Raw genomic sequence first — 22876 nt, forward strand, 5'->3', positions numbered from 1 at the left:
CGTTCATTATTTTTCGATCGTTAGTTGTTCCAGGTGTTCGTATTCGCTCAGGTCGGTCAGAATGACCTTTTCGCCCGGCTGTAAGCCACTTTTGATCTCTACCCAGTCGAAACTTGAAACACCCAGTTCAACTTCCCGGCGCGTAGCTATATTCGGACTCGTCAGTACATACACAAACTGCTTCCGCTTGCCCTTGAAAGCCGGACCATTGGCTACCCGCACGGCTTTCGATACCCGATTCGTGACAATGAATACCTCAACTTTCTGATTAGGGCGCAGGATGGCATTATGATTATCGTCCAGCTCGACAGTAAATTGTAAGACACTGTTCTGAACGGCAGGCTTTATCTGGGTAATCTGGCCCCGGAGCGATGTTTCGTTGATTTTTACAATAACGGGCTGGCCAACTTTCACCTGTTCGGCGTAGATGTCGGAGCAGGAGCCATCGACCCGGAAGCTACCCAGATCGGCTAACCGTGCCAGCATTTCTCCTTCGCTCACCGCCGACCCAACGTGTTCGTTTACCCACGTAAGCACCCCGGCCCGGTCGGTTAGTATATCGGCCTGTTTCAATTTGTGAGCCAGTACCTTAAGGTTGGTGGCTTCAATTTGTGCCTGTAATTCAGATTCTTTCAAACTGGCGCTCATCGATTGTCGATTATAGGACAAGTCGTTTTCCAGTTGCTTCTTTTCCAGTTGTGCAATTTGAAGGAGATTTTCGGCTCGGGTAACGTCTTCAGGTGTTTGGCCGCCCACTTTCAATAATCGATTGGCATCACTGACTTCGGCTTTGAGTTTGTTGATGGTCAGTGATTTAATTTGATCATTGATATCGGCGTCATACAGATTTTTATTCAGTTTCAGTCGTAATTGCTCGATGCTGTTTTGCTTGAGGGCAAGCTGATCGGCAATTTTTTCGTATTCGATCTGTGTCAGCGATTTGTCGAGTTCCAGAATTTGCTGACCAGCCCGGACGCGAGTGCCGGGTGTGAGTAAGACTCGCCGGATACTGGCCCGAATGGGGCTCGTAACGATTTGCTCGTAGGCCGGAATCACCTCGCCCGTTGCACTGATTGTATTTTCTACGGGCCCCGTTTGTGCAATAGCGGTTCTGATTTTGGCAGCTTCGACCGATGTTTTCAGAATATTTTTAAACCAGATAAGCCCGGCTACTGAAACAGCCACGACAATTCCGCCAATCAACCAATTCTTTCGGCGGCTCTGGGCAATAAGTTCAGGAGCTAATTCACGATCCATAATTTTATTCAAGTATACCCAGTAGTATGCCAAACACTGTACCAGAATGTATAGTGTTGATTTTTAGGTATTTGTATATTTTTATTATCTTTAAAGCCGTGCGATTTCGCACAGTCAGTGCGGTTTCAAACAAACCATCCGTAATTTGATAGGCGGTCAGAATAAATTGGCAATAGTTCGATACTCATTGAGGAACGGTAAACGTTAAAATTGAACGATAACCGGGTAAAATAGTACTCTATAGTCGCTATTGCCTGTTATAATTTTGTGAAATCGTATAGTTATTAACTACTCAACTTATATGTCTGTCTGGTCTGATATACGCCCCCGATCCGTTCTTCTGAGCTTAACGATAGGCTTGCTTGGTGCGTCGATCTGGCTAACGGCCTGTCAGAATTCAATTGATAAACCTGCCGATATCGTAGCCGCTGAGGCTAAACTCCCCGAAAAAGTTGATTACAACCTGCATGTTAAGCCGATCTTATCAGACCGGTGTTTTGCCTGTCATGGGCCCGACAGGAATAAGCAGCAGGCCGGGTTGCGGTTAGACACGCCGGAAGGAGCTTACGAAGCATTGGCCAAGAGCGGCCATACGGCTATTGTTCCGGGAAATCTGGCTAAAAGTGAATTGGTAAATCGAATTCTTAGCGCCGACCCCGAAGAAATGATGCCGACTCCCCAGTCGAACCTGAGTCTGACCACCGAAGAGAAAGCGTTACTGATTCGCTGGGTTGAGCAGGGGGCTGAGTATAAAGAACACTGGTCGCTCATTGCGCCAACCATGCCCGAACAACCAAAGGTCAAGGACGAAAAATGGGTAAAAAACGACATCGATCGGTTTGTGCTGGCCAAACTGGAAGCCCGCAACCTGACTCATGCGCCCGAGGCCGATAAAACAACGTTGCTGCGTCGGGTAAGTCTCGACCTGACCGGATTGCCACCAACCCCGGCAGAAGTCGATGCATTTCTGGCCGATAAATCGCCCAATGCCTATGAAAAAGTGGTTGATCGGTTACTGAAAAGCCCACACTATGGCGAACGGCAGGCGGTTGAATGGCTCGATGTGGCCCGGTATGCCGACACGCACGGCTATCAGGACGATGGCCTTCGGACGGTATGGCCCTATCGCGACTGGGTTATTCGTGCCTACAACCGAAATCTTTCCTTCGATCGGTTTATTACCTGGCAACTGGCCGGTGATTTGTTGCCGAATACAACGAATCCTGCCCATCGGCGCGAACAGCTCATTGCCACGGCCTTCAACCGAAATCATCAGCAAAGTCAGGAAGGGGGCATTGTTGATGAAGAATACCGAGTTGAGTACGTTGCCGATCGAACCAATACATTTGGGAAAGCCATGCTGGGCCTAACGGTTGAGTGCGCCCGTTGCCACGACCATAAATACGACCCCATTAGTCAGAAAGATTATTACTCGCTTTTTGCGTTTTTCAATAGCAACAACGACCGGGGCCAGATTCCCTACAACGGCGAAGCCGCTCCTACCATCACACTCACTAAGCCCGAAACGGATGCCAAACTGAAATTTATCCGGGAGCAGCTTACACCACTTGAACAAAAACTGAATCCAAACCGACCCGATTATCAACAGCGATTCGGTAAATGGCTGACAACTGCGCAACAGCGGCCATTATCGACTATAGATTCGGGTCTGATTGCACATTATACCTTCGACGAAGCCGACCGGACCGACATCAGTGCGTATGTAAAAGCGCAGAACGAAAAAAGAAAGCTGGAAGAGGCAAACCGCAAAAAAGAAGAGGAAGCCAGAGCTAAGTCGAAAAAACCAGAAGAAAAAAAGCCGGAAAAGAAAGAGGTTGCCAGGCGTAATACCAAAGAAGAACTCTGGAAAGATCCACGGAATGCCTTTGAAAATACGGTGAACGATACGCTTCCGGCGCGGTTGGGTGGCGATCCCGATAAAGTGCCCTATGCTGTGCCAGGGCGTTTTGGTAAAGCACGTTATCTACCCGGCGATAGCTATATCGAGTTGCCCAGAAATTTCGGCGTTTTTGAGCAAAATCAGCCATTTACAGTAAGTAGCTGGTTTAATCTGGCAAAGCCAAACATGGCACTTACGTTGATGGGCCGCACGACTGGCCCGATGGATGGACAACGCGGCTATCAGCTCGATTTGCTGGCCGACGGGCGATTGAAATTAACATTTAGCCACGTGTGGCCTGCCAATGCAATCGATATTGAATCGATTGATAAAGTGCCAGTGCACCAGTGGTTTCAGGTTGCTTTTGCCTACAATGGCCTGGGGAAAGCCAATGGGTTGATGCTATATCTGAATGGTAAACCCATGCGGACGAAGGTCCTGACCGACAACCTGATTCATAGTACTGTTTATGGTAAAGACCGCACGCACTGGGCACAACATTCGTTCTACGTGGGCCGAATGCATGATTATTTCTACAAAGATTTTGCTGTCGATGAACTGCGAATCTATGATCGATGCCTAGCACCGTTGGAAATGCCCAAACTAGCCGGACAACCTGATGCGCTTGCGGCAGCGCTGCGTACGCCAGTCTCGAACCGTACGCCTTCGCAACGAACGGGATTGTACACGTACTACGTAACAACCAAGGACCCGATTTACCGTCGGGAGTTTGACGAGGCTATGAAACTGAGGGGCGAACAAATCATGCTCTACACTAATTCTGACCAGGTGATGGTGATGCACGAACGCTCGGAGCCGCGCATAACCCACTTGTTGAAACGAGGAGCCTATGATGCTCCCGGCGAGGTTGTAGCACCTGCCGTATTGCATAGCATGACGCCAATTCCTGACGATTTGCCCAAAAACCGCCTTGGATTGGCCAAATGGTTGCTTTTGCCCGAAAACCCCTTGTTCAGCCGGGTAATGGTTAATCGGATGTGGCAGCAATATTTCGGACAGGGCCTGGCCAAAAACAGCGATGATTTTGGCAATCAGGGGGCACTTCCCAGTCACCCTGAGCTTTTAGATTATCTGGCCGTACGTTTCCGCGAAGGAACGGGGCAGCCCGGCTCTGCGTGGAATGCTAAGGCTATGCACAAGCTCATCGTAATGTCGGCAACCTACCGACAGGCGTCCAGTGTATCGGAAAAAGCGCGGGAGGCCGACCCCGACAATGTGTTTCTGTCGCGTGGTCCCAGCTACCGAATGTCGGCCGAGCAGGTGCGAGACAATGCCCTGGCAGCCAGTGGTTTGCTGAATCAACGGGTTGGCGGACCAAGTGTTCATCCGTATCAACCTGCCGGAATCTGGGAAGCACTGGCAACCCGAAACGCGGTAAAATATGTGCAAAATCATGGCGACAGTTTATATCGACGGTCAATGTACACAATCTGGAAGCGGAGTTCCCCGCCACCCATGATGCTCAATTTCGATGCCGCCGAGCGGCATACGTGCATTGTGAAACGCCAGAAAACCAGTACGCCTTTGCAGGCATTGGTAACGCTCAATGATCCGCAATTTGTTGAAGCGGCTCGTGTGCTGGCTCAGAAGAGTCCTCTCCGCCCCCAAAAGGGGGACGTTCCGCAGCAGGATTTGGCGCGTCAGCAAACCCCTTCTTTGGGAGCGGAGAAGGCCATCGACTATTTCTTCAAAGCGGTGATCAGTCGTCCGGCCCGGCCCGAAGAAGTGAAGCTCATACAGCAGTTATATGCTGAAGAGCTCGACGATTTCAAAACAAACCCGAAGCGAGCCAGCGAACTGTTGTCGGTGGGTGAATACCCGGTCGATAAAACGCGGAATCCGGTGGAGCTTGCTGCCTGGACCGTAGTGACGAGTACTATAATGAATTTCGACGAAGCAATTATTAAACGCTAAGGGCATAGGGCTAAGGGTTACTCCTCCGCTCCAAGCCCCGCGCCCTCCGCCCCAAGCCCCAGCCAATGGACATTCAGGACGAAATACACGATCAATTAAGTCGCCGGACGTTTTTAGGCCAGACCAGTGCAGGTTTGGGAACTATTGCTCTGGCTTCGCTATTAAATCCGGGCCATTTGTTTGGCGGTACGGCTCCCGGCGAAAATCCACCAGTAGGAAAGCCGCATTTCCCGCCCAAAGTAAAGCGGATCATCTACCTCTTTCAGAGTGGAGCGCCGTCGCAACTCGAACTGTTCGATTATAAGCCGAAACTCGAAGCGATGTGGGGGCAGGATTTGCCCGAGTCGGTTCGGAAAGGGCAGCGACTGACGGGGATGACCGCTGGCCAAAGTCGATTTCCGCTGGCAGCATCGAAATATAAATTTGCTCAGTATGGTCCCGGCCGGATGTGGATTAGCGAACTGTTACCGCATACTGCCCGTATTGCCGACGACCTGACGTTTGTTCGGTCGTTACATACCGAAGCCATCAATCATGATCCCGCCATCACCTTTTTTCAGACGGGTAGCCAGCAGGCCGGCCGGCCGAGTTTTGGTTCCTGGGTTAGCTATGGACTGGGTTCCGATAACCAGAACTTGCCCGCTTTTGTGGTATTACTCTCGAAAGGCCGCGACGGCGACCAGCCGCTGTATGCCAAGCTCTGGAGTAATGGATTTCTGCCATCGGTACATCAGGGCGTCGTTTTTCGGTCGGGCCCCGATCCGGTGTATTATCTCAACAATCCGCCCGGTATCGACAAAACCAGCCGTCGGCGTATGCTCGATTACCTGACCAAACTGCATCAGGAGCAATACAAGCATGTGCTCGACCCAGAAATTAATAGCCGGATGGCCCAATACGAAATGGCCTACCGGATGCAAACATCCGTTCCCGAAACGCTCGATATATCGAAGGAGCCGGAGTACATTTTCGATATGTACGGCCCCGAAAGCCGAAAGCCCGGTACGTTTGCTGCCAATTGCCTGCTGGCCCGGAAGCTGGTCGAAAAAGACGTAAAGTTTGTGCAGCTATACCATCAGGGGTGGGATCAACACGGTAATTTGCCCAACGATATTAAGATTCAGACCAAAAGCGTCGACCAGCCTTCGGCGGCCCTGATTATGGATCTAAAACAGCGCGGCTTGCTCGACGATACGCTGGTGATCTGGGGGGGCGAGTTTGGCCGGGGCGCTTATTCGCAGGGCAAACTTACCCGCGATAATTACGGTCGCGACCACCATCCGCGTGCGTTTTCGGTCTGGATGGCCGGGGCTGGTGTAAAAAAAGGGCTGGTCTACGGCGAAACCGACGATTTCGGCTACAATGTTATCCGCGAGCCAGTTCATGTGCATGATTTTCAGGCAACCATTCTACATCTGATGGGCATCGATCACGAAAAACTAACCTTCAAGAGCCAGGGCCGTCGCTATCGCCTGACCGACGTGCATGGTAAGGTGGTGAAACCGTTGCTGGTGTAGACAATTGTTCCGCCAAATTTGCTATCTTGTTTCTTCAACTTAGGGAGTATAAGCTTATGGAGGCTGTTGGTCTTAAACTGCCGGATCAACTTAGTGAGGATGAGTTGCTGCGTTTGCCTGCAACGTGGGAGGAGTATATCGCTTTGGTTGATGAGGCTCCTTACACGATTCAGTTTTTAAACGGCGAACTAATTATGAGTCAGCCGACGGATACTCACGAAATTAGTGTCGGCATGTTAATTTGGTTGTTCAACAATATGTATATAGATCAGCCTGACTATCGTGTACTTGGAAGCAACGTAAAAATTGCAATTCCTGGTTATGACAGCGACTTTAATGCAGATGCATCAGTTGTACGAGGACCTTCTGAATATGGTACAACAACAGCCGGAGCTGTATCGAAAGCCCGTATCAAAAATCCCGAAATTGTAGTAGAAGTTCTCTCGAAGAGTACCCGCAAATTCGACATGGGGGAGAAGCTAAGCTACTATAAACTGATTCCTTCATTACAACATATTTTGCTGATCGATCAGACCCGCCCATTTGCGTCGGTGTATTCGCGTACGGGCGTCCCCGACGAATGGCTCAACCATGACTATCGCACACTCGACTCCGTCGTGCGGCTGGGAACTGTCGAACTGCCCATGGAAGCCATTTATCGTAAAATTGTATTCTGATCATTCCAGGGAAGCTCAGATGATTCACTTCAAACGCTTAGACCACGTTTTACTGTCGATCCCGGAAGGCGAAACCGAAAACGCCCGCACGTTTTATAGCCAGGTGCTGGGCCTGACCGAAATTCCCGGTAACCATCCGAGTGGGGCCATCTGGTTCGAAATTGCCGACATTCAACTCCATATTCGCGAAGAAGCAGGGCCTGCTTATCGTTCCAAACGACATCCTGCCTTTGAAATTACCAACCTTGAACAAGCCCGGCAGGAGCTAGCACAACAGGGATGCGAAATCGAATATTCGTCGGAAATCGACGGTCGGCAGCGGTTCTTTATTCGCGATCCTTTTGATAATCGAATCGAGTTTCTGGAGTTTGTGACAGCCGCCTAAATTCGCGAAAACATCCCATTACATTTTGTCTGAATCAATTTAGGTCTTTACTTAGAACCGAGACTCGGCGTTAAGTAAAGACCTTTTTGTGGTTAGTAAATTCTGACAGAAAAGACAAAACCGATGCTCGGGGAATAGAAAATCAGTCGGTCAGAGAACTATTCATGACCGAAAAATTGCTTTAGACCAATGCAACAGGAATTGGAATCATGGATACGGGCCGTTATTCGCTGGTTCGGATACGTGCCGAATCGTGATCTATCGGGTTGGGTACTACTGATTATATCGATCATACTGGGCGTAATTGTCGATGTAATCGTTACACAGACAATACGCTTTATTGTCCGGCGACGACCTTTCCAAACACTGGCCATCCTGACAAAACACGCACGCTGGGCGTTCTGGGTGTTTGTGCCGTCCTTATTCTTTTTGCTGGCTACTAATATTCAATCGGCCCGGTTTCTGCGCCGACATCCTATAGCCGATAAAACCGCCGAAGTCGTTTTTCTGGTTACGGCAACCTGGCTGATCGTCAACCTGCTGAAAGTGGGCGAATTACTGCTGATTCGTCAGTACGATACGACGAAAGATGTCAACCTATCGCAGCGGAAGTTTGTCACGCAGGTACGTTTTGTTCGTCGGTTGGTGGCCATTTCCATCATCATTATCGGTGTATCGCTCATATTGATTTCCTTTCAGGGTAGCCGTAAGGTTGGGTTGAGCGTGCTTACCTCTGCTGGGGTGGTGTCGGTCGTAATTGGCTTTGCGGCTCAGAAAACGCTGGCCAATTTGCTGGCGGGTATTCAGATTGCCTTTAACCAGCAAATCCGGCTCGACGATGCCGTTGTGGTCGAAAAAGAGTGGGGCCGTATTGAGGAGATCAATCTGACAAGCGTAATTGTACGGGTTTGGGACCGGCGACGGTTGATTTTGCCCATCACCTACTTCGTCGAAAACCCGTTCGAGAACTGGACCCGCTCCGATGCGTCTATTATCGGGGCTATTCTGCTTTATCTGGATTACAACGTACCGGTCGAAAAAATCCGGGAAAAAGCGCGGGAAATAGCCGAAAACGACCCGCTCTGGACGGGCGAGAGCTTTGCCGTACAGGTTACCGATACGTTACCAACCTGCATACAGGTACGGGTGCTTGTATCGGCGCAGGATTCACCATCGGCCTTTGACCTGCGTTGTCACATGCGCGAACAACTCATCGCCTTCATCCGCGACGAATACCCACAAAGCCTGCCCCAAACCCGCCTGATGCTGGCCGAAGAGTTGAAGAATAAAGAGGTGTAACTGAGTGATTGAGCGATTTGCTGCTCCGAAGGTCCGGCTAATCATTCAATCACTCATTCGTTTTACGCCAACGACAGCAAACAAATGGCTTTCAGTTATTCTTCCCAGCCAAACGAGCGCTCGATGGCTTTTTGCCAGCCGCGCATGAGCCGTTTCCGCTGTGCGTCGTCCATATTGGGTTCATAGGTGCGCGCAACGCCCCAGTTCTGGCGAAGGTCGTCCAGATTTTGCCAGTAGCCAACAGCCAGCCCGGCAGCATAGGCGGCACCTAAGGCGGTGGTTTCGGTCATTTTTGGGCAGATAACCGGCCCATTCAGCACATCGGCCTGAAACTGCATCAGCAACGAATTGACCACCATACCGCCATCGACCCGGAGTGAACTCAGCGGGACGCCCGCATCCTGCTCCATTGCCCGCACTACATCGACCGTCTGGTAGGCGGTTGCTTCCAGAACGGCACGGGCAATATGGCCTTTGTTGACAAAACGAGTCAGACCGGCAATGATACCTCTGGCGTCGGCTTTCCAGTGTGGCGCATACAATCCCGAAAAGGCCGGAACGAAGTAAGCTCCACCATTGTCGTCGACCGACCGGGCCAGTGCCTCAATATCAGTACTCTTTTTAATGATGCCGAGGTTGTCGCGCAGCCATTGCACCAGCGCGCCCGTAATGGCTACACTGCCTTCGAGCGCGTAGTGGACAGGTTCGTTCTCGAACTGATAGGCCACGGTAGTGAGCAAGCCGTAGTTCGATTCGCGCAGTTCGGTACCGGTGTTCATCAATAGAAAGCAACCGGTTCCGTAGGTATTCTTAGCCTGACCGGGCTCATAACAGGTTTGTCCAACCAGGGCCGCTTGCTGATCGCCCAGAATCCCGGCAATGGGTACACCGGGCAGTACTTCGGAGGCCACCGTTCCATAAACGCTGCTACTCGGCCGAATCTGGGGCAACATAGCCGATGGAACCGTAAAGGCGTCGAGTAGCGCAGCGTCCCAGCTAAGGGTTCGGATGTTCATAAGCTGGGTTCGGCTGGCGTTCGTAACATCGGTGAGGTGCAGTCCGCCGTTTGGACCACCAGTCAGATTCCAGACCACAAAGGTGTCCATATTGCCAAAGAGCGCATCGCCCCGTTCGGCGTCGGCTCGCAGACCCGGCACGTTGTCGAGTAGCCATTTTACTTTCAGGCTGCTGAAATACGTTGTTAGCGGCAGCCCGGTCTGAGCGCGAAACCGATCCTGACCCGCTGAGCCACCTTCTTTGGCAAACTGATTGACCAGGTCGGCCGTGCGCATATCCTGCCAGACAATGGCATTGTAGTACGGCTTTCCGGTTCGTCGGTTCCAGACAACAGTCGTTTCGCGCTGGTTGGTGATGCCAATGGCAACAATGTCCTGTGTAGACAGTTTAGCTTTGATACGCGCCAGGGCGACAACTTCCAGCGTATTGCGCCAGATTTCTTCCGGGTCATGTTCGACCCAGCCGGGTTGTGGGTAAATCTGTTTATGTTCTTTCTGAGCCAGCGATACAATCTGGCCTTGCCGGTCGAACACAATGCAGCGGGTACTGGTGGTGCCCTGATCAATGGCAGCTACGAATTTGGGCATAGGAAAGTAGGAATAGTCCGAAACAAGTAAATGTAATAGGGGTGGCAATTTACTCGGATTGATGTGTAACTTGCCAATGCTGCTGATCAAGTTTTTTGATCCGAAACAATCTTCAATAAATACAGATTGTATTCGTTAAAAGTTAGACCCGCCCAAAATTCTCTTATCTTGGGCGTGAAAATGCCTTTGCTTCATTATCTATATGAGAATCAATACGTTGTCTGTTTTGCTGGTGGCGTTGGGGTTAGCTACCGGATTGGCGGGCTGCAACTCGGCCATGCAGGCTTACAAAAAAGGTGTTCGGCATTACGATGCCGGAGAGTATAATCTGGCCCTGACACAATTTGAAAAAGCGGCCAAAGGAACTATCGATCAGGCCCGGCTCAATTATTATATGGCCGAATCGTACCGGCTTTCGAACCGTTTTGGCGAGGCTGTTCCATTCTACCAGAAAGCCATTGAAGCCAACACGACCGAGCCGAATGCCCGTTTCAATTACGCGTATGCGTTAAAGTCGCAGGGGAACTATCCAGCTGCACTGGAGCAGTTGCAACAGTTTGTGGCCAATGCACCCCGGACCACCGCCAAACCAATTCTTGATAAGGCAAAGCGGGAGATCGAAACGCTGAAAGCGATTAACATGATCGCCCAGAATAAGTTGCAGATTACGCTTAAAAACATGAGTAACCTCAATTCGCCCGGAACAGAGTTTGCACCGGTCGTACGAGGAGATGAATTAGTTTTTACGGCTTCGAAAAAAGAAAACGTTTACAAAAACAACGGCTTGCCGATGCTAGGGCTGTATAAAACGAAACTCAGCCAAAATCCCGATGAGACCGGAAGCACCGTATCGACAGGCCAGCCTGAATTGTTCAGTAACAGCGTTTTTCAGGGCGATGTGAACGAAGGAACACCAGCGTTTTCGAAAGATGGAAAAACCATGATTTTTGCGCGGGGTAACAACGGGAAGCGGAAAGGTGGGCTCGATGTGGACCTGTTCATCAGCCGGTTGGCCGAAAACAATACCTGGAGCCAGCCGCAACGGCTACCCATCAGCGATTCGCTGGCCTGGGATGGTTCTCCGGCATTTTCGGGCGATGGCAAAACACTCTATTTTGCCTCAAATCGAGCTGGAGGGTCGGGTGGTATCGACCTGTATCGCACCAGTATCGATGCGTCGGGCCGCTTTAGCCGTCCGGTAAATATGGGCCGTGATATTAATACGCCCGGCGACGAAATGTTTCCTTATGTAGGACCCAATGCGAAACTCTATTTTGCCTCTGATGGACATCCAGGGCTTGGCAAACTGGATGTATTTGTGGCAACCCGGTCGGGTGGCGTAACGAAGGTTGAAAATATGGGTCAACCCATCAATTCGCCTGCCGACGATTTTGGCCTGATTTATATCGATCCGACGAAAGGCTTTTTGGCATCGAACAGGCCCGGTGGTAAAGGCGACGACGATATTTATTTCTTCCAGGAAGGTCCAGCCGCCGACACCACCACAATTGCCCAGAACAAACGCAATGCGCCTAAAGTGGTTCATTATTTCCTGGCCGGAACAGTCTCGGCCAATGAAACACCTGTAACTCCGCTCGATTCGGCCCACGTTCGGATCATCGACGATGCTACGGGTCAGCCCATTGCCGAAGCGACAACCGGTCAGCCGGGTACGTTTGGTAAATATCCATTGCAGGAAGGGAAGGACTATACCATTTTGGCCGAACGCAAAGGATACCTGACCCGCCGGGAGCAGTTTACGATGCAGGGTAAGAGCATTCCTGACGTGTTTCTGGTAAAACCCGAAACCGATACTACCTTCAACGTAGCGCTGCTACTTGACAAGGCAACGCTGAACAAAACTTTCGTGCTGGAGAATATTTATTACGATCTCGATAAGTATAACATTCGCCCCGATGCCGCTGAGGAACTCGACAAACTGGTCACGATTCTGAAAGACAACCCAACGCTCAAGATTGAGCTAAGCTCGCATACCGACGTTCGGGCTCCAGATGCATATAATATGCGCCTATCACAAAACCGGGCTAAAGCCGCTGTCGATTATATCGTTTCGAAAGGGATCGATCCGAGCCGTCTGGTAGCAAAAGGCTATGGTGAAACGCAGCTTGTAGTGAAAAACGCTAAAACCGAGGAAGAACATCAGCGGAACCGACGGACTGAGTTTAAAATTCTTGAGTTGTAATGAGCAATTAACTTTGTCAAAAGCTAAAAACTGACGGAGTCATAAAAGGGTAATTGGTAGCGGGGGCATAACAATTTGGCCGGTTTACCAATTACCCTTTTAACTTAACCATTTACTAGCTATGAATGATAAACTCCGTCAACCGCTCGTCGTTATCAGCGTTATCTTTCTGATTGTCATGAATTATCTCTCCAATGCAGGAGCATTCGGTGGCAGAACGAACAAGGAAATTTCGGACCAGTACCATACCCTGATCACTCCGGCAGGTTATGCCTTCGCCATCTGGGGACTGATTTTTCTGGGTTTACTGGCTTTTGCCATTTATCAGGCTACGCCGTCGCAACGCACAAATCCGCGTTTTCGGGCTATCGGTGTCTGGGTTATTATCAATGCGGTGTGCAATGCCATCTGGAGCCCGTTGTTCAATACCGAACACATTGGTCTGGCATTGATCGTTATTCTGGTTATGCTGACTTCCCTGGTTATTATTGAACAGCAACTGCTGGAGAAGGGGAACGTACCACTCCTGCCAACCGATCCCGACGAGACCCTGCCCGAATCAGCCGCTTCGCCCATGGAAACGTGGCTGGCCCGAATCCCGTTTTCTATTTATTTCGGCTGGCTTACGGTGGCTACTATTCTGAACGTGGCCGTTTTTCTGAAAGCCACCGATTTTAGCCTGATGGGCCTCAGTGAACAAACCTGGGCTATTGCTATTCTGATTGTGGGGCTGGTGGTTGGTGCTATCGTGTTCAACCGGTTTCGGAGTGTTGCCTACATTCTGGTGTTTGCCTGGGCCTATGCCGCCATTGCCGTTGAGCAGCAGGGTATAGGGCAAATTCCGTTAGTAGCGGGTGCAGGGGCTATTGTTGCTATAGTACTGGCGATTATTGGCCTGATTTCGCGAAAAACACCCAGCTATTCGTAGGTCATATAATCAGAGATAAAATAACTGTGCCACGGTTCAAAACCGTGGCACAGTTATTTATGACTAGTTAGGCGCATTACCCTACTCTTCCAGAATGGTGATGCTATTGATCTTGTCGCCCTGACGTATCTGGTCGATTACATCCAGCCCTTCAACCACTTTTCCAAAAACGGTATGGTTTCGGTCCAGATGCTGTGTATTCTGGCGGTTGTGGCAGATGAAGAACTGCGATCCGCCCGTATTCCGGCCCCGGTGCGCCATCGACAAAACTCCCCGATCGTGATATTGGTTGTCGCCGGTTAGTTCACAGTCGATCGTGTAGCCCGGACCACCTGCGCCGGTGCCCGTTGGGTCGCCACCCTGAATCATGAAGTTAGGAATGACCCGGTGAAAGGTAACTCCATCGTAAAAGCCTTTTTTGGCCAGTGAAATAAAATTGTTAACCGCTTTCGGGGCATCTTTTTCGAAAAACTCGATGAGCATAGTCCCCTTATCCGTATTCATTTGTGCCTTTGGCATAGCAGAAATCGATTTTGTTGTGGCCGCAAAATTACGACGAATTCTGGTCTCGGGTATAGCTAGTCAATAACTCATAGTTGGTAAAAGCATTAAGGGGAATGATTTGGTTGATTTTGTCAAGTAATAGTAGTAATGTTGTGCCTGAATAGCATCAACTGTCATGAATTCAATTGCCGAGGTCCGTACATTTAACCGATATTATACAAATCTGATCGGAGTTATTGACCGTCATATTTTAAAAAGCAACCTATCGCTGGCCGAAGCCCGGGTTTTGTTCGAGATCGCTAATCAGCCCAATTGCACACAAACTCATCTGATTGAACAGCTCAGCATCGATGCCGGTTATTTGAGTCGTATCATTAAACAATTTGAGCACGATGAACTACTGACCCGCAATCGTTCTTCAACCGATGGTCGAGCAAGTAACTTAAGTCTGACAGCTACTGGTCAGGCATTGTTCCGAACTCTAAGTACAGAATCGGATCAGGAATTAGGAGCCTTGACAAGCCATTTAACCGAACAGCAGTTTGGGCAGTTGGTGGCTAGCATGCAAACGATTCGGCACCTGTTGAGCCGAGAGACTGCTATGCCATCGCTTACGATCCGTCATGATCTGCGCCCCGGCGATCTGGGTCTCGTAACCCGTTATCATGGCCTTTGGTATGCGCCCGAATTTGGTTACGATATGAGTTTCGAAGGATATGTGGCCGAAACCGTAAGCGAGTTTGCCGAGAATTACTCACCAGAAAAAGATCGGTTATGGATAGCCGAAGCCGATGGACAGTTCGTGGGCTGTATTGCGGTTGTTGGTCGGCTGGCAACGGTGGGCCAATTGCGCTGGTTTTTGCTCGATAAAGCGTTCAGAGGACAGGGTGTAGGTAAAAAACTGGTCGATGTCGCACTCGCCTTTAGCCGGGAACGTAACTACAAAAGCCTCTATCTGTTAACGACAACTGACCAGACAACGGCACATCATATCTACAAACGCGCTGGATTTGAATTGACCGATGAGCACGAACCGGTTCGGCTGTGGGGGCAAACTATTCAGGAGCAGCGATACGAGTTAATGCTGTAAGGGAATGATGATAGGGTTGATAAATTAATTCTTGGAATAGGTCAATTTTTAGATTCGCTTTTTTAGTATAATGCAACTAAATTGCCTGATCTTTAGTTGGAAAGAATAAATTATTGCTATCTGCCTTCTTGTTTTTGTTCAATTATACTCAGCTATTTCTGTTAATTGAGTAGTAATACTTCGTTGATTTTACGAGGTGTTTTTTGAATTCTATACCGTACGTTTTTCTGTTTAGTCGCCTTGGAAACTCAACTGATTCCATATTATGATAATCTGCCCGATTTTCTGAAGGCAGTGAAATCTATCGATTCAACGAACCGTTGCTTTGGAATCTTTCCGTTTGAGCAGTTTGGCGGGCCGGGCGAAGTGATTCCGCCGTTTCGAAGCAGCACATACGTAGCTGCTCTGGTAACGCAGGGGAGTGGTACCATTCATCTGGATGGTGTTCCGTATGAGGTGAAGCCGGGTACACTCTACTTTCTTCGTCCCTGGACCGTTCGGGCAATTCATAAACAGGATCAATGGTATGGATCTGTGCTGATGTTTACGCCTGAATTTGTTGCCAAACGGTCGGTGCTGTCCGATCCAATGCGGGAGTATCCGTTTTATCGGAAAGGCGCCCAGCCATTAATTCATATTACCCCCGACGAAGTAGCAGAACTCTATCATCAATTTGAACTGATTGATAAAGAATCGGCTCATCCAGACCGCCCTAAGGCCGATCGACTGGACCTTACTTATCATCTCCTGCAGGCATTGCTGATAAAAAGCCGCCAGATTTATCGTCAGACACTCTCGGCCATCGAGTATTCGCAGCCCGTGTCGTTGGTTGAGCGGTTTCAGAGTTTGTTACAGATGTATTATCTGCCTGATCCTAATCAGGAAACCCCTATATTACTAACCGTTCATGAAGCGGCCGACCGCCTGCATATTCATCCGCACTATTTAAGTGATATTCTGAAAAAATATACCGGTAAAACGGCTTTGCAGCATATTCGGGAGCGAACCGTATTTGAGGCACAGAACCTGATGCGGAATACGGACCTTACGGTGGCTGAAGTAGGCTATCGGCTACGTTTCGAAGATCCGTCGAATTTTACGAAGTTTTTTAAGAGCATAACAGGCATGACACCCCGCGCATACCGCGAGCAGCTCTTTGCCGTGGCTGCATAAGCTAATCGAAACTGGTAGTTTTGCCAGGCCAAATTTACGAATCTGCATTTTTTACCAGTGAATCTACCAAACCTACCTGTTCTAGCGGCAGGCCCGCTGGTAATTTTGACCCACTACTAAATGGAGTTAACGCTTAATTCTGTAGGTGCCAATTACTTACCAGATTTATCATGTGGATTGTTCGCTTAGCGTTAGAGAAAAAATACACCATCGCCGTGATGGCGTTGCTGATTCTCATTATGGGAGGGTTGTCGGTTTCGCAGATGCCGACCGACATTTTTCCGAAAATCAACATTCCGGTTGTAACCGTACTATGGGGCTATAATGGCCTGTCGACAAATGAAATGGAGAAGATGATTACCAACTTCTCCGAAACAGCGATTATCAACAACGTGAGCGATATTCAGCGGCTCGAATCGCAGACCTACAACGGAACGGCCATGCTGAAAATCTATTTTCAGCCTACGGTTAAGATCGAAGAGGCCATTGCGCAGGTAACGGCTATTTCGCAAACGATTCTGGTGCGGATGCCACCCGGCACGCAGCCTCCACTCATTGTTCGCTATAACGCAACCGATGTTCCAGTGCTTCAACTGGGGCTTTCGTCGGATAGTTTAACCGAATCGCAAATTACCGATTATTCGCAAACGCGCGTTCGGCCGCAAATTTCAACCGTACCCGGAAGCCGGTTATCCTTGCCATTCGGCGGGAAAACCCGCCAGATCATGGTCGATCTGGAGCCCGATCAACTGATAGCTTTCAATGTGACGCCCGAAGAAGTAACGAACGCTGTTACGGCGCAGAACCTGACGCTGCCGAGTGGATCGCTCCGTTTGGGTGAACGGGAATACAACGTTCGTCTCAATTCGAAGCCCGACGTAATTACGGTTTTAAACGACATTCCGATTAAAAACATTGGCGGAACAACCGTTCATATGCGCGATGTGGCCAATGTACACGATGGGGCGGCCGTTCAGGCCAACATCGTAAAGCAGGATGGTAGCAAAGGCGTTCTGATGAGCATTGTAAAAACCGGTAATGCCTCAACAACGCAGATTGTCGATAAAATCCGCAACCAGATTCTGCCAACCGTACGGGCAGCCGCCCCGTCGAATCTTCGGATTCAGGAATTGTTCGATCAGTCGGTGTTTGTACGGGCGTCGATTAAGGGCGTACTCATCGAGGGCTTAATTGCTGCTTTGCTTACGGCTGCCATGATTTTGTTGTTTCTTGGCAGTTGGCGTAGTACGCTCATTGTAGCCATATCGATCCCGTTGTCGATTCTGGCGTCGCTCATTACGCTTTATCTGCTGGGCGAAACGTTGAATATTCAGACCTTGGGTGGGCTGGCGCTGGCTATTGGGATTCTGGTCGATGATGCAACGGTAACCATCGAAAACATCCATCGAAACGAAGCCTTAGGAATGCCACTACGGCAGGCCATTCTGGAAGGTGCTCAGCAAATTGCGACACCAACGCTGGTTTCAACCTTAACGATCTGTATTGTTTTTACATCCGTACTGTTTCTCGAAGGGCCTGCCCGATTCCTGTTCGGACCATTGGCCGAAGCCGTTGTTTTTGCCATGCTGGCATCGTATGTGCTCTCACGTACGCTGGTGCCAACCCTGGCCGATCTGATGCTGCGGGGGGAGTTGCACGGGGCAGAAAGCGAAGGGCAAGGGGCTAGGAAAACATCCTTTTTCGGGCAGTTTTATAATGCCTTCAATGCGGGTTTCGACCGCTTTCAGGTTCGCTATATGAATGCGCTGGAGTGGGTATTGGCCCATCGTCGGGTCGTACTGGCCTTGTTTGTGGGAGTCATTGCTTTTACGGCGGTATTGTTGCCCTTTGTTGGTCGTGATTTTTTCCCCCGAGTCGATGCGGGGCAGATTAAACTGCACCTTCGGGCACCTGCCGGAACGCGCCTTGAAGAGTCGGAACGGTTAGCAGCACAAACTGCCGAAATTGTTCGGGAAATTATTCCAGAGCATGAGGTGGGCTCAATTATCAGTAATATCGGCCTAACGCCCGAACGCTATAACTTCATTTTTACCGATAATTCATCGGCTGGCGCGCTGGATGCCGAATTGCTGATTTCGCTGAGCGAAGAACGCTCACACCCGACGGATGATTATGTGCGGGAGATACGCTCGCGGTTGCGCGAAGAAATGCCCGATATGACCTACTTTTTCCTGCCTGCCGATATTGTTAGTCAGATTCTGAACTTTGGACTTACCTCCGCAATTGATATACAGATTTCGGGTTTTGACCGGGCCAACAACCTCAACGTGGCTCGCCAACTACGGGAAAGAATCGCTCAGATTCCGGGTGCCGTCGATGTGCACCTGCATCAGGTGCTCGATGCTCCCGAACTATTCCTCGACATTGACCGTGAACGGGCCGGACAGTTCGGTCTGACCGAGCAGCGGGTGGCCTCAAATCTGAATATTTCGCTGAGCGGAACTGGCCAAACCCGTCCAAACTTCTGGCCCGATCCGAACACGGGGTTTCCGTATCTGGTTGCCGTTCAGACTCCGCCTTATAAGCTCGATTCGTATGAAAAATTGTTGAGTACGCCCATTGTGCCGGGGCAGGTGACTCCTCAGTTGCTCAGCAATGTAACAACGGTGAAACGCACCTTTGCCCCCGTCATTATCAACCGGGTGAATACACAGCCGACCTACGATGTCTATGCGTCCGTCGAAAAAACAGATCTTGGCTCGGTAGCAAAAGAGCTGGAGAAACTTACTGCGGAGTACAAAACGCAACTTAAGCCCGGTAATGTGATTTCGATTCGTGGGCAGGTGGAGAGTATGGAAAGTGCCTTCAACCGGCTCGGACTGGGTATTGTGTTTGCGGCTTTGTTTGTGTACTTGCTCATGGTGGTCAACTTTCAGTCGTTCCGCTATCCGTTTATCATCATTACAGCGCTGCCGGGGGCTTTGTGCGGTATGGTCTGGATGCTGTTTCTGACCGGAACTACCTTTAGTATTCCATCGCTGATGGGAGCTATTATGAGCGTCGGTGTAGCTACGGCCAATAGTATTCTGCTTGTTAGCTTTGCAAAAGATCATTTGCCTGAGGTTGGCGGAAATGCTTATGCTGCGGCTCTGGAAGCTGGCCGGACCCGTCTACGACCGATTCTGATGACGGCTATTGCCATGATTATCGGCATGTTACCAATGTCGTTGGGTTTGGGCGAGGGGGGCGAACAAAATGCTCCGCTCGGTCGGGCAGTTATTGGCGGACTGATTCTGGCGACCTTTACGACGCTGTTGTTTGTACCGGTCGTATTCAGTTATCTGGCCCGAAAATCGACAAAACACCAACCTGTAGACGTGCAGTTATGAGCCTGATTTATCACGTTGTTCCGGCAAAAGACTGGGCCAGGTTTGAAACGGCACCGATGTATGAAGCCAACAGTCTTCAGAACGAAGGCTTTATCCACTTATCGACTGAAAGCCAGGTTGCAGGCGTGTTGGAGCGATACTATCAGAATGCCACTGATTTATTGCTTCTGCACGTTGACCCGGCCCGACTGACGAGCGAGTTGAGGTATGAAGTTGCAACAAACAATGAGCTATTTCCCCATTTATATGGACCCTTGAATAAAGACGCCATTGTTCGTATCGAGTCAATAAACTAATTATCTATTAATCAACCTGTATGAAAGCGTTTCGAGTCATCATCCCTGTGTTGCTGCTGATCGCCTTGTTCGTGTTTGCTGGCGTTTTACCGCGCCTGAAAAACAATCAGGAACTACAAGCTGCGGCACGCGAAGAAAGCAGCCGGGAACCTATCGTGAATGTGGTTCCGCTGAAACACTCTGCCGACACAACCGGCCTGACCTTGCCCGGTCAGATTCAGCCGTATCGGCAAACTCCGTTATATGCCCGTACGCAGGGTTTTTTGCGTCGGTGGTATGTCGACATTGGCGCTCAGGTAAAAGAAGGGCAGGTGCTGGCTACAATCGACGCCCCCGAACTCGATCAGGAAATTGCCCGTGCCAAAGCCGATCAGCAACTGGCGCAAACCAATCTGGAGCGTTTGCAGAGCGTTCAGCTTCCGGGGGCGGTTGCCAAACAGGATATCGATACCCGCCAGTCGGCAGTGGCGGTGGCTCGGGCAGCGTTGGGGCGCCTGCAGGCATTGAAAGATTTGCAGCAGATTCGGGCACCCTTCAGCGGAATCATTACCAGCCGTACTGCCGAGAATGGCACACTGGTGTCGCCCGGCTCTGGCCAGCCACTCTTCACAATTTCCGAAATAGGAATGCTCCGTGTTTTTGTGGATGTTCCTCAGACCTATTTTCGCTATATCAAAGTCGGATTGCCCGCTACCATTGTTGTTCCCGAGCTAAAAAATCGGACCTTTACGGGAAAAGTTGTACGAACATCGGGAACGCTACGCAGCGATTCGCGGACCTTACTGACCGAAGTCGCTATTCCGAATCCTAAAGGTGAATTACCATCAGGATTATATAGCCAGGTTAAATTTAATATGGTAGCGGCCAGTGCGCCGGTGCTGATTCCTGCCAACGCATTACAAATGACTTCTGAAGGACCACGCGTTGTGGTTGTCGAAGCCGATCAACGGGTTCGGTTTGTTCCGATTACGCTTGGTCGTGATTATGGAACAACGATAGAAGCCTCCACGGGCTTAACCGGTCTGGAGCATGTTGTAACTAACCCTAATGATCGTTTACGCGATGGACAGAAAGTCCGTTTCCGAAAGCCTGTTATTGAAAAAACCGTTGCCCAGCGATGAATAAATGTATAGTCTATAGTTTCCTGTTACTAATTTCCTGTAGTGTATCAAAGGCCCAGACAACACCGCTCAATGCGCCGGGAGGATCGGTAACCGTACAGCCGGGCGCATTGCCTGGTGGTGCTACCGGAACGGTTCAGGCACAACCACCGTCTGCCAGCGGTGCCACAGCTCCTGTTTCGACATTGAATGCATTGCCAACCCCTAATGGTCAGACACCTGCACTGACTATTAGCGGTTTTCGGCGTTTTAATGACCCCATGCTCGAATCGCTGATTCAACTGGGGTTAGCGAATAGCCCTAATCTGAAAGCAGCACTTAGCCGACTGGAAGAATCCCGAATTCGGGTAAAGATAGCGCAATCATACCTGTCGCCGTCGCTACGGAGCTCGTTGCTCGTAACGTCGCAAAGTCTTTCAGAACATCGTCCATTGGCAGTAGCAACGGCTGTGCCGGATCGGATTCCTCGCTTTCAGTTGAATACGCTGCAACTGCTGCCAATTGATGCCAGCTACGAACTGGATCTGTTCAAACGGATTCGGAATGGCATTGCCGTTGCCGATTTGCAGGCCCAGGCCAACGAAGCCGATTATCAATCGTTTCGGCTCACACTGGCTTCCGACATTGCCCGTACGTACATGCTCATCCGGGGAAATGATGCCGAACAGACTGTTTTTCGTCGGAACATTCAATCGCGCGATACGACACTGTCGATTATTCGTGAGCGTTTCCGGGTTGGACTGATCAACCAGATTGATGTGCAGCGGGCCGAAACCGACTATGCTGGTTTACAGGTAACGCTTAAAGGGCTGGAGCGGGCTCGCACCGAACTGGTCAATGCCCTGGCCCAACTGTGCGCGCAGGACCCAGCTCAATTTTCGGTACCAATGGGCGCGTTGCCAGCCGATGTGCCGTCCTATCCATATGCAACAGTTGCAGTTGAACAGCTCCAGCGTCGACCCGACCTGCTTCAGTATGTTCGCCAGAATCAGGTTGCGGCAGCGCAGGTTACCCTTCAGCAGTCGAGTACATTGCCACGAGTCAATCTGGTTGGGTCGGGTGGAATATTGTCGGGCCGGTTGGGCCCCTGGTTTACACCCAGTAGTGCTACGTATATTGTAGGGCTGAACGCATCGGTGCCGCTATATGAAGGCCATCGGGCAAAGCAGACGATTGCACTTTCCAAACAACTGGCGCAGACCAGCCAGCAAACCTACCAGCAGGCTTTACAACTGGCACAACGGGATGCCGAAACCGCACTGGATAATTTAACACTGCTCCGGCAGCAAATAGACCTTCAGGGACAAACACTGTCGCTGGCACGCCGAACCGAGCAGTATAACCGTGAACTCTACGTGCGCGGGCTGGCTACCTATCTGGAAGTTCTTGATGCTCAGCGAACTATTCTGGCTACCGAACAGCAGCTGGTACAGCTCCGTAGTCAGGAAACGCAGTATGCTGTAGCGTTACTAAGAGCCGTAGGTGGCGACTGGTAGTTGAGTTAACCAATTGTTAAGTAACAAAAATAATCGGACGAATAGCGAAAACCGTTAGTTGTTCGATTATTTTTGCTGGAAGGTGGGTGAATCACTCCCTAAGAATTCAAAACTATTCTAATGTTTTTCGGTAAGATAATA

16 protein-coding genes are annotated in these 22876 nt (G+C 50.1%); 13 read left to right on the forward strand and 3 right to left on the reverse strand.

From position 1 onward, the window contains the following. Nucleotides 1-6: 6 nt before the first annotated feature. Entirely contained in the window at nt 7-1257 is a 1251-nt protein-coding gene (locus WBJ53_RS00920; protein ID WP_338874169.1) for an HlyD family efflux transporter periplasmic adaptor subunit, read from the reverse strand. A 301-nt stretch (nt 1258-1558) separates the two neighbouring features. Here WBJ53_RS00920 and WBJ53_RS00925 point away from each other — a divergent pair, with 301 nt between their 5' ends. The 5 genes from WBJ53_RS00925 to WBJ53_RS00945 all read left to right on the forward strand — a co-directional run bounded on the left by WBJ53_RS00925 (nt 1559) and on the right by WBJ53_RS00945 (nt 8970). Next, nucleotides 1559-5092 (forward strand): DUF1553 domain-containing protein, encoded by a 3534-nt coding sequence (locus tag WBJ53_RS00925; RefSeq protein ID WP_338874170.1) that lies wholly within the window; start codon nt 1559-1561, stop codon nt 5090-5092. A gap of 65 nt (nt 5093-5157) precedes the next feature. Further along, nucleotides 5158-6609 carry a DUF1501 domain-containing protein gene (locus WBJ53_RS00930; RefSeq protein ID WP_338874171.1) on the forward strand — a complete coding sequence of 484 codons (1452 nt, stop codon included), beginning with the start codon at nt 5158-5160 and terminating at the stop codon, nt 6607-6609. Nucleotides 6610-6665: 56 nt separating this feature from the next. Beyond that, nucleotides 6666-7286 carry a Uma2 family endonuclease gene (locus WBJ53_RS00935; RefSeq protein ID WP_338874172.1) on the forward strand — a complete coding sequence of 207 codons (621 nt, stop codon included), beginning with the start codon at nt 6666-6668 and terminating at the stop codon, nt 7284-7286. Nucleotides 7287-7305: 19 nt separating this feature from the next. After that, a complete protein-coding gene (locus tag WBJ53_RS00940) occupies nt 7306-7671 on the forward strand; it encodes a VOC family protein (RefSeq protein ID WP_338874173.1) in 366 nt (121 codons plus the stop codon). A 189-nt stretch (nt 7672-7860) separates the two neighbouring features. Next, a complete protein-coding gene (locus tag WBJ53_RS00945) occupies nt 7861-8970 on the forward strand; it encodes a mechanosensitive ion channel domain-containing protein (RefSeq protein WP_338874174.1) in 1110 nt (369 codons plus the stop codon). 95 nt (nt 8971-9065) lie between these two features. On the opposite strand, the gene glpK is transcribed toward WBJ53_RS00945, so the two are convergent. After that, the gene (gene glpK, locus WBJ53_RS00950) at nt 9066-10574 is read right to left on the reverse strand and encodes a glycerol kinase GlpK (protein ID WP_338874175.1); all 1509 of its coding nucleotides are present in this window, start codon (nt 10572-10574) and stop codon (nt 9066-9068) included. Between the two features lie 202 nt (nt 10575-10776). On the opposite strand from glpK, the gene WBJ53_RS00955 reads away from it, so the two are divergent. Both WBJ53_RS00955 and WBJ53_RS00960 read left to right on the forward strand, forming a co-directional pair. Beyond that, complete coding sequence (locus WBJ53_RS00955) at nt 10777-12777, forward strand: OmpA family protein (RefSeq protein WP_338874176.1); 2001 nt, start codon at nt 10777-10779, stop codon at nt 12775-12777. Nucleotides 12778-12898: 121 nt separating this feature from the next. Further along, a complete protein-coding gene (locus WBJ53_RS00960) occupies nt 12899-13705 on the forward strand; it encodes a TspO/MBR family protein (RefSeq protein ID WP_338874177.1) in 807 nt (268 codons plus the stop codon). A gap of 81 nt (nt 13706-13786) precedes the next feature. Here WBJ53_RS00960 and WBJ53_RS00965 read toward each other — a convergent pair whose 3' ends face one another. Then, nucleotides 13787-14224 carry a peptidylprolyl isomerase gene (locus tag WBJ53_RS00965; RefSeq protein WP_338874178.1) on the reverse strand — a complete coding sequence of 146 codons (438 nt, stop codon included), beginning with the start codon at nt 14222-14224 and terminating at the stop codon, nt 13787-13789. Between the two features lie 160 nt (nt 14225-14384). Between WBJ53_RS00965 and WBJ53_RS00970 the strand changes: the two genes are divergently transcribed. The 6 genes from WBJ53_RS00970 (at nt 14385) to WBJ53_RS00995 (ending at nt 22735) form a co-directional block, all read left to right on the forward strand. Continuing rightward, nucleotides 14385-15299: a helix-turn-helix domain-containing GNAT family N-acetyltransferase gene (locus WBJ53_RS00970; protein ID WP_338874179.1), complete on the forward strand. Its 915-nt coding sequence runs from the start codon at nt 14385-14387 to the stop codon at nt 15297-15299. Nucleotides 15300-15539: 240 nt separating this feature from the next. Next, nucleotides 15540-16472, forward strand: coding sequence for an AraC family transcriptional regulator (locus tag WBJ53_RS00975; RefSeq protein ID WP_338874180.1), 933 nt, complete (start codon nt 15540-15542; stop codon nt 16470-16472). A gap of 170 nt (nt 16473-16642) precedes the next feature. After that, the gene (locus WBJ53_RS00980; protein WP_338874181.1) at nt 16643-19822 is read left to right on the forward strand and encodes an efflux RND transporter permease subunit; all 3180 of its coding nucleotides are present in this window, start codon (nt 16643-16645) and stop codon (nt 19820-19822) included. Further along, nucleotides 19819-20118: a DUF952 domain-containing protein gene (locus WBJ53_RS00985; protein WP_338874182.1), complete on the forward strand. Its 300-nt coding sequence runs from the start codon at nt 19819-19821 to the stop codon at nt 20116-20118. Before WBJ53_RS00980 ends, WBJ53_RS00985 begins: the two co-directional genes overlap by 4 nt. Before the next feature lie 20 nt (nt 20119-20138). Continuing rightward, entirely contained in the window at nt 20139-21239 is a 1101-nt protein-coding gene (locus WBJ53_RS00990) for an efflux RND transporter periplasmic adaptor subunit (protein ID WP_338874183.1), read from the forward strand. Then, nucleotides 21236-22735, forward strand: coding sequence for a TolC family protein (locus WBJ53_RS00995; RefSeq protein ID WP_338874184.1), 1500 nt, complete (start codon nt 21236-21238; stop codon nt 22733-22735). Before WBJ53_RS00990 ends, WBJ53_RS00995 begins: the two co-directional genes overlap by 4 nt. The last annotated feature ends 141 nt before the right edge of the window (nt 22736-22876 follow it).

Origin of the sequence: Spirosoma sp. SC4-14, from assembly GCF_037201965.1 — a bacterium.
Taxonomy (GTDB): domain Bacteria; phylum Bacteroidota; class Bacteroidia; order Cytophagales; family Spirosomataceae; genus Spirosoma.